This is a genomic window from Rhizobium sp. YS-1r (assembly GCF_000757525.1).
Lineage (GTDB): Bacteria > Pseudomonadota > Alphaproteobacteria > Rhizobiales > Rhizobiaceae > Neorhizobium > Neorhizobium petrolearium.
In genome coordinates, this window is sequence record NZ_JPYQ01000010.1 from 19,690 (window position 1) to 29,662 (window position 9,973).

Genomic DNA, 9,973 nt, shown 5'->3' on the forward strand with positions numbered 1-9,973 from the left:
CTTCTGTCACCCGAACAGTTGATCGGGAGGCCATTGGCGCGGCGATCCCGCAGGATAAGGACGGGCCTCATGACGATAGCATCTTGCATCGTCGGGATCGACGTTTCCAAACAATGGCTGGATTGCTTTCTTCATCCGACTGGCCGACGAAGCCGGTTTTCCAACGACGCGAAAGGGCACGATGCCTTCCTGGCACAGCTGGGCGGACGGCAGGGCTTCTGTGGCCTTGAAGCGACCGGTCGTTACGATCGGGCTCTGTGCCTTCGGCTGCATGAAGCCGGACAGCCCTTCCACCAGGCCAACCCACGCAAGGCGCGTCAGTTTGCCCAGGCCTCCGGTTTCCTGGCCAGGAGCCAGGATCGACCGGGTCGATGCCCACATTCTGCGCGCTATGGCGTGACGATGGACTTGCCGGCACAGGTGCGACCGGAGCCGGAGCGGCTGGAACTGCGCGACCTGATGGAACACCGTGACCAATTGGTGGAGATGCGCCAGTCTTGGGGCCGCTGTATGCGGCCCCAAGACTGCATCAGGTTGCAGCTGTCTCTGCGATGCCGTTCAATTCCACCACTGCATCCTGCGGCAGTTCCAGTTCGGCAGCGGCCAGATTTTCCCGCAGATGTGCGACTGAGGATGTGCCGGGGATCAGCAGGATGTTCGGCGCCCGCTGAAGCAACCAGGCAAGGGCAACCTGCATGGGCGTTGCATCCAGCCTTGCCGCGACATTCGAAAGGGTGGCGGACTGCAACGGTGTGAAGCCGCCGAGCGGGAAAAAGGGAACATAGGCGATCCCCTCGGCTGAAAGCTCATCGATCAGCCGGTCATCGTCCCGATGAACCAGATTGTAGTGATTTTGCACGCAGACGATGTCGACGATCCGCCGTGCCTCGGCGATCTGGGTCCGTGTAGCGTTGCTGAGGCCGATGTGCCGCACCAGTCCTTGTTCCTGCAGCTTCGCAAGAGCCGTGACCTGCTCCTCGATGGAGCCCTCGACTGGCCCGTGAATGCCGAAGATGATCCTGAGGTTGACGACCTCCAATGCGTCGAGGCCCAGGTTGCGCAGGTTGTCGTGGACCTGGGCGGTGAGTTCTTCGGGTGTGAAGGCGGGGATCCAGGCTGCATCATCGCCGCGACGGGCGCCGATCTTGGTGACGATCGTCAGGTCGTCGGGATAGGGGCGAAGCGCTTCGCGGATCAGCTGGTTGGTGACGTGCGGACCGTAGAAGTCGCTGGTATCGATATGGTCGACACCGGCGAATACCGCCTCGCGCAGCACCGTCAGGGCCATTTCGCGATCCTTCGGCGGCCCGAACACGCCGGGTCCGGCAAGCTGCATTGCGCCATAGCCGAGGCGTTTTACGGTGCGGTCGCCGAGCCCAAAGCTGCCGGCCTTCTGGATATGCGTCATGATCTCTCTCCTTTGCGGCGAGTTTGATTGCCGATGGGGACGAGATAGGCGCTGTTCTCTGGCCAGATAATCCGATACAATCGGCACAGCTTGTGCGGAAAGGCGAACAATGGGGTTGGACCTTGGAGATCTGGGCGCCTTCGTCACGGTTGCCCGCGCCAGGGGCTTTCGCGAGGGAGCGAGAGCCAGCGGCGCCAGCGCGTCGGCATTGAGCGAAGCAGTGCGTCGGCTGGAAGCCCAGCTCGGCGTGCGCCTCCTCAACCGAACCACCCGAAGCGTTGTTCCGACGGAGGCGGGCGCGGGCCTGCTCGAACGTCTCGGTCCGGTGCTGGCCGAAATGGAGACGGCGCTCGATGTGGTGAACGGCTACAGGGAAAAGCCGGCCGGGCTGCTGCGCCTCAACGTTCCCGTGGGCGTCGCCCGGCTGGTGCTGCCCAGGATTGTCCCACCCTTCCTGAAGGCCTATCCCGATATTCGGCTGGAGGTGATCGCCGAAGACAGTTTCGTCGACGTTCTCGCGGCTGGCTGCGACGCCGGCATCCGCTACGATGAACGGCTGGAACAGGACATGATCGCCGTGCCGATCGGTCCGAGGACACAACGCTTTGCCACGGCCGCATCTCCTGCATATCTCAAGCGCCACGGGCGGCCTGAACATCCCCGCGACCTGCTCAATCACGCCTGCCTGCGCGGACGGTTTTCAAGCGGTGTCATCCCCGCGTGGGAATTCGAGCGTGAGGGCGAGGTCGTGCGCATCGATGCGGGAGGGCCACTCGTCGTGCGGCCGGCCGGCGGCGTCGAACTGGCGATCGAGACCGCTATCCAGGGCTTGGGCATTATCCATCTGTTTGAAGACTGGCTGCGGCCGTATCTGGAGAGCGGTGCGCTGGAACCGGTGCTGGAACCGTGGTGGCAGCCCTTCTCCGGTCCGTTTCTCTATTATCCCGGCCGACGGCTGGTGCCGGCACCGCTGCGGGCCTTCATCGATTTCATGAAGGATTACTCCGGATCCGGGTGGCATGCCGATGAGGCCGTGCCAGCGGTTGTGCAAGGTGCAAACGGCTCGAAATCTGCTTTACGTACCTCAGAATCTTCGTTAGCCTGATCTCGGGAGGAAATTCAGGTGCATGTAATCATCGATCATGACGTCCGCGCCATGAGGGCTGTCACGGCTGGATGCGCCTTTGTGCGCGTGATTCCGAGTGTCCCGCGATGACTGCGGCCAAGGTCAGTTCTTCCGTTCCACTCATGGAGGCGATGGGTCTTTCCAAGACGTTCGGCATCGTCGAGGTCCTGAAGGACATCGACCTTACCGTCCGGGCAGGCGAGGTGCACGCGATCATCGGCGAAAACGGCGCCGGCAAATCGACGCTCATGAAGATTCTCGCCGGCAACCTGGCTCCCAGCCGGGGCGAGATCAGGATGGATGGCGAGGCGGTCAGCTTCTCCGGTCCGGTGGATGCGGAGCGCCGCGGCATCGTGCTGGTGCACCAGGAAATCCTGCTCGCGCCCGACCTCACGGTTGCCCAGAACATCTATCTCGGCCGCGAGATCAGGAAGGGGATCGGCGTCGACGATCGCACCATGAACGAAGGGGCCGCGAAAGCCATCGGCGATCTCGGCGGCGATATCGATCCGAATGCCATCGTCTCGCGCCTGTCGATCGCCCAGCGCCAGATCGTCCAGATCGCCCGTGTGCTGCTCGTGCCGCATCGCATCGTCATCTTCGACGAGCCGACCGCCTCGCTCACGCCGCACGAAACCGAGGCGCTCCTGAAGGTCATCAGGGATATCCGCGCCAAGGGCGTCGGCGTGCTCTACATCTCCCACCGCCTGCCGGAGGTGAAGGAGATTGCCGACCGCGTAACGGTGCTGCGCGACGGACGCCTCGTCGCCTCCCATGCGGCGAGCGAACTGCAACCCGCCGACATGGCACGCCTCATGGTCGGCCGCGATGTGGCCAAGCTCTATCCGGATCGCCACGCCGCGGAAGTCCGGGAAACAGTGCTGGAGGTCGAGCACCTCAACGTTCCGGGCTATGCGCAGGATGCGTCCTTCAAGCTGCGAAAGGGCGAGATCCTCGGCTTTGCGGGCCTTGTCGGCGCCGGCCGAACGGAATTGATGGAAGGGCTCGTCGGCCTTCGCCCGAGCCGCGGCACCGTGCGCCTCAATGGCCAGCCGGTCGATTTCCGCCAGGTCCATACGAGCCTCAAGGCCGGCGTTGCCTATCTCTCCGAAGACCGCAAGGGCAAGGGCCTGCTGCTCACCAAGGATCTGCGTGTCAACCTGACGCTCGCCTCGCTCGGTAAATTCGTCGGCGCGTTGCAGATCGACCGGAAACGCGAGAGCGAAGCGCTCGACCAGGCGATCCGCGACTTCGACATCCGCACCGGCGCCAGGGACATCCTGGCCGGCCAGCTTTCCGGCGGCAACCAGCAGAAGCTTTTGATCGCCAAGATGATGATGCTCGATCCGCAGGTCGTCATCATCGATGAGCCGACGCGTGGTATCGATATCGGCAACAAGGAACAGATCTACAAATTCATCGCCAGGCTGGCGGACGAGGGGCGTTCGATCATCGTCGTCTCCTCCGAAATGCCGGAACTGATCGGCATCTGCGACCGCATTCTCGTCATGCGGTCCGGCCGGATCGTCGGCGAGGTGACGGGAGAACACATGAACGAGAACGAGATCGTCCAGCTTGCGACGGGCGTCAAATCCGGGGAGGCTGCTTGATGAGTTCCGTCGCCACCGAAACCACCAAGGCGCCGAAGACCTCGAAGGACTGGGACATGGCGGCGGTCGCGCCGTTCATCGCGCTGGCGCTCCTCCTGGTGCTCGGTTATTTCGCGAACCCGAACTTCATATCGGTCGCGAACCTGATGAACGTCATCACCCGCAGCGCCTTCATCGCGATCATCGCGCTCGGCGCGACCTATGTGATCTCGTCGGGCGGGCTCGACCTTTCCGTCGGCTCGATGGTCGCTTTCGTCGCCAGCCTGATGATCCTGTTCATGAATTCCGGCACCATCGCTGACCCGCTGTTCATGCTGATCACCGCCATGCTGGTGGCGCTCGCGCTTGGCGCGGCCTGCGGGCTCTTCAACGGGCTGATCACCACGATCGGCCGCATCGAGCCTTTCATCGCCACGCTCGGTACGATGGGCATCTACCGGGGGCTGACGACCTGGCTTTCCCAGGGCGGTGCAATCACGTTGCGCGACCGCGAGTTGCAGGCGCTCTACCGGCCGGTCTATTTCGGCTCCATCGCCGGCATTCCGGTGCCGATCATCATCATCTTCGTCACCGCTGCGATCGCCGCCTTCGTGCTCTACCGCACCCGTTACGGCCGGCATGTGATCGCAGTCGGGTCCAACGAGGACGTGGCACGCTATTCCGGCATCTCGGTCAACCGCGTGCGCACCATCGCCTATGTCGTGCAGGGGCTGTGCGTGGCGGTGGCCGTGCTCCTCTACGTGCCGCGCCTCGGCTCGACATCGGCCACCACGGGCATCCTTTGGGAACTGCAGGCGATCACCGCTGTGGTGGTCGGCGGCACGGCACTCAGGGGCGGCGTCGGCCGCATCTGGGGGACGGTCTGCGGCGCCTTCATCCTGGAGATCGTCGGCAACATCATGCTGCTTTCGAACTTCGTCAGCGAATATCTCATCGGCGCGATCCAGGGGGCGATCATCATCATCGCCATGCTGGTACAGCGCTCGCTGATGCGGAAGTAACAAGGAATCGAGAGAATCGGCCGGGCATATTGGGGCAGGCCCGGAACGGAGGAATTAAGAGACCCCGCACAACATTTGGGAGAGAGACCATGCGTAGAAGAACTTTCGGGCTGGCCGCGGCAGCGTTTGCAGCTTCGGTTGCCGTCGGTCCGGGCCTTGCCTGGGCCCAGGAGGAAAAGAAGGTGACGATCGGCGTTTCCATTCCGGCGGCCGACCACGGCTGGACGGCCGGCGTCGTCTTCCATGCCGAACGCGTCGCCAAGCTGCTGATGCAGCAGAATCCCGGCCTCAACGTCATCGTCAAGACGTCGCCGGATCCGGCAAGCCAGGCCAATGCCGTGCAGGACCTTGCGGTCCAGGGTATCGACGGCCTCGTCATCCTGCCGACCGATCCGGACCCGCTCGTCAACGCCATCCAGCAGGTGAAGGACAGCGGAGCCTTCGTGGCGCTTGTAGACCGTGCGCCGTCGAACAACGACAGCTCGGTCCGCGACCTCTATGTCGCCGGCAACAATCCGGCACTTGGCCAGGTCGCCGGCGAATATATCGCCAAGACCACGCCGAATGCCGAAGTCGTCGTCATCCGCGGTCTGCCGATCCCGATCGACCAGCAGCGCCAGGACGGTTTCGACAAGGGGATTGCCGGCTCCAGCGTCAAGGTTCTGGAACGCCAGTACGGCAACTGGAACCGCGACGACGCATTCCGCGTCATGCAGGACTACCTGACGAAATATCCGAAGATCGACGTGGTCTGGTGTCAGGATGACGACATGGCCGTCGGCGTCCTCGAGGCCATAGAGCAGGCCAAGCGCACCGATATCCAGTATATCGTCGCCGGCGCCGGCTCCAAGGACATGATCAAGCGCGTCATGGACGGCGACAAGATGGTGCCGGTCGACGTGCTCTATCCGCCGGCCATGGTTGCGACCGCCATGCAGCTCACCGCGGCTCATTTCTACGACCAGATTCCGGTCAGCGGCGAATACATCCTGGATGCGACGCTCGTCACCAAGGACAATGCCGAGCAGTTCTACTTCCCGGATTCTCCGTTCTGATCACCCACAGGAGGCGCGCCTTTTGCGGGCGCGCCTCTTTTCACGTCCAGCTTTTGATTTCCCCAGGAGGAAAACCATGAAGACGATCAAGGGACCAGCCATCTTTCTCGGTCAGTTCGCAGGTGATGCCGCGCCGTTCAATTCCTGGGATTCGATTACCAAATGGGCGGCCGAAAAAGGCTATGTCGGCGTCCAGGTGCCGACCTGGGCCGGTCAGCTCATCGATCTGAAGAAGGCCGCCGCGTCCAAGGATTATTGCGACGAATTCGCCGGCATCGCGCGTGCGAACGGCATCGAGGTGACCGAGCTTTCCACTCATCTCCAGGGTCAGCTCGTCGCCGTGCATCCGGCCTATGACGAGGCCTTCGACGGTTTTGCCGCACCCGAGGTCCGCGGCAATCCGAAGGCACGGCAGGCATGGGCCGTGGAACAGGTCAAGATGGCGCTGACAGCCTCCAAGCATCTCGGCATCAAGGCGCATGCGACCTTCTCCGGCGCGCTCGCCTGGCCCTTCATCTATCCCTGGCCGCAGCGCCCGGCGGGCCTTGTGGAGACAGCTTTCGACGAACTCGCGAAACGCTGGACGCCGATCCTCGACCATGCGGAAGACTGCGGCGTCGACGTCTGCTACGAAATTCATCCGGGCGAGGACCTGCATGACGGCGTGACTTTCGAGATGTTCCTGGAGCGCGTGAAGAACCACAAACGCGCCAACATGCTCTACGATCCGTCGCATTACGTTCTGCAATGCCTCGACTATCTCGACCACATCGACATCTACAAGGACCGGATCCGGATGTTCCACGTCAAGGACGCGGAATTCAATCCGACCGGCCGGCAGGGCGTCTATGGCGGTTATCAGGGCTGGGTGAACCGGGCAGGGCGTTTCCGTTCGCCGGGCGACGGGCAGGTGGATTTCGGGGCGATCTTCTCGAAGATGGCCGCCAATGATTTCGACGGCTGGGCCGTGGTCGAATGGGAATGCGCGCTGAAGAATTCCGAGGACGGTGCGCGCGAAGGGGCAGAATTCGTCAAGGCGCATATCATCCGCGTTACCGAAAAGGCTTTCGACGATTTTGCCAGCGGCGGCACGGACGAAGCGGCCAACCGGCGGATGCTCGGGCTTTGAGACTGAAGCCGGAATAGAGGCGGTGGTCATGCTTGAGAAACCTAACAAGGTAGGTTGTTGATGGCTTGGTCACCGTTCTTCGCCAGCATGGGTTACGCGACGCTCAAGGTTCTGACACAGGGCGGCATGTCTGACCGCGGCGGGCGGTCGCGGTCATCGAGGCGAGCCGGCAGTTATTCCAGGAGACTTGGAGAAAGTATCATGGTTGAAGTCACGGATGCGGAACTCGGCGAGGCCAAGCGGCGCTGGGAAAAGGAGCGGGCGCAGAGGTCGATCCCGGTCTCCGCCCGCTTTGATGTCCCTTCCGGTCGTATCGTGGTCGAGTTCGCAAATGGCGCTGCTTTCATGGTCCCGGGACGTTCGCTCGAAGGCCTGACTGATGCGACGGACGGCCAATTGGCCGAAGTTGAACTCTTGGGCGAAACCGGCCTCCACTGGGAGAGACTGGATGTCGATTACTCGATCTCCGGCCTGATGCGTGGCGTTTTCGGTAGCAGGACCTTCATGGACGCACAGCGCAAGGGCGGGCAATCCAGATCATCGGCCAAAGTAGCCGCAAGCCGTGCCAATGGAGCCAAGGGCGGGCGGCCCCGAAAGGCTGTGAACGGCTCTTGACCACGCCTGCCGCTGAACAACGACAATTTTTCCAGGAGAGGATATTTCATGGCAATCGAAGGCAAGGACGATGAGACGCGCGAGCCCCGCATCCGGCTCGGCATGGTGGGTGGCGGTGCAGGCGCCTTCATCGGGGCGGTGCATCGCATGGCGGCAAGGCTGGACGACCAGTTCGAGCTTGTCGCGGGCGCGCTGTCGTCAACCCCGGAAAAGGCGATCGCCTCGGGGCGGGATCTCGGGCTCGACCCGGCGCGCACCTATGGTTCCTACAAGGAAATGGCGATCCGCGAGGCACGGCTGAAGAACGGCATCGAGGCGGTCTCGATCGTGACGCCCAATCACGTGCATTACGACGCTGCCAAGGAATTCCTCAGGCGTGGCATCCATGTGATCTGCGACAAACCGCTCACCTCCAACCTCGCCGATGCCAAGAAGCTCAGGAAGGCGGCTGAGGAGAGCGATGCGCTTTTCATCCTCACCCACAATTACACCGGCTATCCGATGGTGCGGCAGGCGCGCGAGATGGTCCAGAACGGCGATCTCGGCAAGATCCGTATCGTGCAGGTGGAATATCCGCAGGACTGGCTGACCGAGGCGGTCGAGCAGACCGGCGCCAAGCAGGCGGTCTGGCGCACCGATCCGGCCCAGTCGGGTGCCGGCGGCTCGACCGGCGATATCGGCACGCATGCCTATAACCTCGCTTCCTTCATCACCGGGCTGACGCTCGAGAGCCTCGCCGCCGATCTCGATACGTTTGTCGAAGGCCGCCGGCTCGATGACAACGCCCATGTGCTGTTGCGTTTCGAAGGCGGTGCCAAGGGCATGCTGTGGTGCAGCCAGGTAGCGCCGGGCCATGAGAATGGATTGAAGATCCGCGTCTACGGCACCAAGGGTGGCATCGAATGGGTGCAGGCGGACCCGAACTATCTGTGGTTCACGCCCTTCGGCGAATCGAAGCGGCTCATCACCCGCGCCGGCGCCGGTTCCGGCCCTGCCGCCGCCCGGGTTTCCCGCATCCCCTCCGGTCATCCGGAAGGCTATCTCGAAGCCTTCGCGACGATCTATACGGAGGCGGCGCGCGCCATCAACGCGAAGAAGAAGGGTGTGGCGCTCGACAAGGCCGTCATCTATCCGACGGTCGACGACGGCGTGAAGGGAGTGGCCTTCGTGGAGGCCTGCGTTGCATCCTCGAAGAAGAACGGGGCGTGGGTGAAGGTGTGAAACGCGGCTCTTAACCTGAAATCTGGCCCACCAGTGCTCCAGCCGGGATATGCCACGCCCGGCTGATCTTTCTGATCTGGTCGAGGTTGATCTCGCGCCGTCCGTTCAACAGGTCCGCGGCACGGGATTTCGACCCGAGGATCTCGATCAGGTCCGCGCGGGTGTAGTTGTTGGCTTCCATGACCGATTTCAGGACTTCGGCCGGCGAAGCTTGCGGGATCGGGTAATGCCTGGCTTCATATTCTTCGATCAGTAGCATGAGCGCATCGAAATGGGCGGCCTCAATCGTGCCGTCCTCGGGCTCGTTCTCGAAATAGGGGCGAACCGCTTTCAGCGCTTCCTCGTATTCGGTTTCATTGAGCAGCGTGCGGATAGAACCGATATCCATTTCGTGACCTCTCAGAGCTTTGCGACATCGATGCTGTCGTATTCGGCATGTGTCCCGACGAACAGGATGAAGACCCGCTGGGTTCGAAAGCCGATGAGCGCAACGATACGGTATTTGTTGCCGCCGACATCAAAGACGATCTTTCCGCTCGACACATAATCCGCCGAATTGAAGATTGCCTTCACGTCCGCGAAGGTCTTCCATCCGACATTTGAGATCGTTGTATACCAGTCCGCCATGGCCGTTTCAGTCGCCGCTCGTTGTCCCTTCGGGAGCCGCTGGCAGAACTTCACGAGCGTCGACTTTGCTATCACGCGCCTTGCCAAACATATAGTCGGTTCCCAATTTGGAAACAAGAGGCCTTACTGCGCCATGTTCTCTGCCTCTGCAACGTTTCAGAAATCCGTACCTTTGCCCTGT

11 protein-coding genes are annotated in these 9,973 nt (G+C 62.2%); 7 read left to right on the forward strand and 4 right to left on the reverse strand.

Translation table 11 applies throughout. The features are described from left to right. Positions 1–6: 6 nt before the first annotated feature. Positions 7–294: a hypothetical protein gene (locus JL39_RS10975; RefSeq protein WP_152601101.1), complete on the reverse strand. Its 288-nt coding sequence runs from the start codon at positions 292–294 to the stop codon at positions 7–9. A gap of 235 nt (positions 295–529) precedes the next feature. After that, positions 530–1,408 (reverse strand): aldo/keto reductase family oxidoreductase, encoded by an 879-nt coding sequence (locus JL39_RS10980; RefSeq protein WP_037149858.1) that lies wholly within the window; start codon positions 1,406–1,408, stop codon positions 530–532. A gap of 109 nt (positions 1,409–1,517) precedes the next feature. On the opposite strand from JL39_RS10980, the gene JL39_RS10985 reads away from it, so the two are divergent. The 7 genes from JL39_RS10985 (at position 1,518) to JL39_RS11015 (ending at position 9,165) form a co-directional block, all read left to right on the forward strand. Beyond that, positions 1,518–2,513, forward strand: a complete 996-nt coding sequence (locus JL39_RS10985; RefSeq protein ID WP_081952794.1) for a LysR substrate-binding domain-containing protein — start codon at positions 1,518–1,520, stop codon at positions 2,511–2,513. Positions 2,514–2,620: 107 nt separating this feature from the next. Continuing rightward, positions 2,621–4,144 carry a sugar ABC transporter ATP-binding protein gene (locus JL39_RS10990; protein ID WP_037149861.1) on the forward strand — a complete coding sequence of 508 codons (1,524 nt, stop codon included), beginning with the start codon at positions 2,621–2,623 and terminating at the stop codon, positions 4,142–4,144. Further along, a complete protein-coding gene (locus JL39_RS10995) occupies positions 4,144–5,145 on the forward strand; it encodes an ABC transporter permease (protein WP_037149864.1) in 1,002 nt (333 codons plus the stop codon). Before JL39_RS10990 ends, JL39_RS10995 begins: the two co-directional genes overlap by 1 nt. Positions 5,146–5,234: 89 nt before the next feature. After that, positions 5,235–6,200 carry a substrate-binding domain-containing protein gene (locus JL39_RS11000; protein ID WP_037149868.1) on the forward strand — a complete coding sequence of 322 codons (966 nt, stop codon included), beginning with the start codon at positions 5,235–5,237 and terminating at the stop codon, positions 6,198–6,200. A gap of 76 nt (positions 6,201–6,276) precedes the next feature. Beyond that, the gene (locus JL39_RS11005) at positions 6,277–7,329 is read left to right on the forward strand and encodes a sugar phosphate isomerase/epimerase (protein WP_037149870.1); all 1,053 of its coding nucleotides are present in this window, start codon (positions 6,277–6,279) and stop codon (positions 7,327–7,329) included. A 201-nt stretch (positions 7,330–7,530) separates the two neighbouring features. Next, the gene (locus JL39_RS11010; protein ID WP_037149872.1) at positions 7,531–7,944 is read left to right on the forward strand and encodes a DUF2442 domain-containing protein; all 414 of its coding nucleotides are present in this window, start codon (positions 7,531–7,533) and stop codon (positions 7,942–7,944) included. A 48-nt stretch (positions 7,945–7,992) separates the two neighbouring features. Next, the gene (locus JL39_RS11015) at positions 7,993–9,165 is read left to right on the forward strand and encodes a Gfo/Idh/MocA family oxidoreductase (RefSeq protein ID WP_037149874.1); all 1,173 of its coding nucleotides are present in this window, start codon (positions 7,993–7,995) and stop codon (positions 9,163–9,165) included. A gap of 10 nt (positions 9,166–9,175) precedes the next feature. Here JL39_RS11015 and JL39_RS11020 read toward each other — a convergent pair whose 3' ends face one another. Then, positions 9,176–9,553, reverse strand: a complete 378-nt coding sequence (locus JL39_RS11020; RefSeq protein ID WP_037149875.1) for a transcriptional regulator — start codon at positions 9,551–9,553, stop codon at positions 9,176–9,178. Positions 9,554–9,564: 11 nt separating this feature from the next. After that, positions 9,565–9,792 (reverse strand): type II toxin-antitoxin system HigB family toxin, encoded by a 228-nt coding sequence (locus JL39_RS11025; RefSeq protein WP_081952795.1) that lies wholly within the window; start codon positions 9,790–9,792, stop codon positions 9,565–9,567. Positions 9,793–9,973: the final 181 nt, after the last annotated feature.

Bases quoted from the DNA above. Each gene is read 5' to 3' on its own strand.
- JL39_RS10980 (WP_037149858.1), bottom strand. From the start codon at position 1,408: ATGACGCATATCCAGAAGGCCGGCAGCTTTGGGCTCGGCGACCGCACC.
- JL39_RS10985 (WP_081952794.1), top strand. From the start codon at position 1,518: ATGGGGTTGGACCTTGGAGATCTGGGCGCCTTCGTCACGGTTGCCCGC.
- JL39_RS10990 (WP_037149861.1), top strand. From the start codon at position 2,621: ATGACTGCGGCCAAGGTCAGTTCTTCCGTTCCACTCATGGAGGCGATG.
- JL39_RS10995 (WP_037149864.1), top strand. From the start codon at position 4,144: ATGAGTTCCGTCGCCACCGAAACCACCAAGGCGCCGAAGACCTCGAAG.
- JL39_RS11000 (WP_037149868.1), top strand. From the start codon at position 5,235: ATGCGTAGAAGAACTTTCGGGCTGGCCGCGGCAGCGTTTGCAGCTTCG.
- JL39_RS11005 (WP_037149870.1), top strand. From the start codon at position 6,277: ATGAAGACGATCAAGGGACCAGCCATCTTTCTCGGTCAGTTCGCAGGT.
- JL39_RS11010 (WP_037149872.1), top strand. From the start codon at position 7,531: ATGGTTGAAGTCACGGATGCGGAACTCGGCGAGGCCAAGCGGCGCTGG.
- JL39_RS11015 (WP_037149874.1), top strand. From the start codon at position 7,993: ATGGCAATCGAAGGCAAGGACGATGAGACGCGCGAGCCCCGCATCCGG.
- JL39_RS11020 (WP_037149875.1), bottom strand. From the start codon at position 9,553: ATGGATATCGGTTCTATCCGCACGCTGCTCAATGAAACCGAATACGAG.
- JL39_RS11025 (WP_081952795.1), bottom strand. From the start codon at position 9,792: ATGGCGGACTGGTATACAACGATCTCAAATGTCGGATGGAAGACCTTC.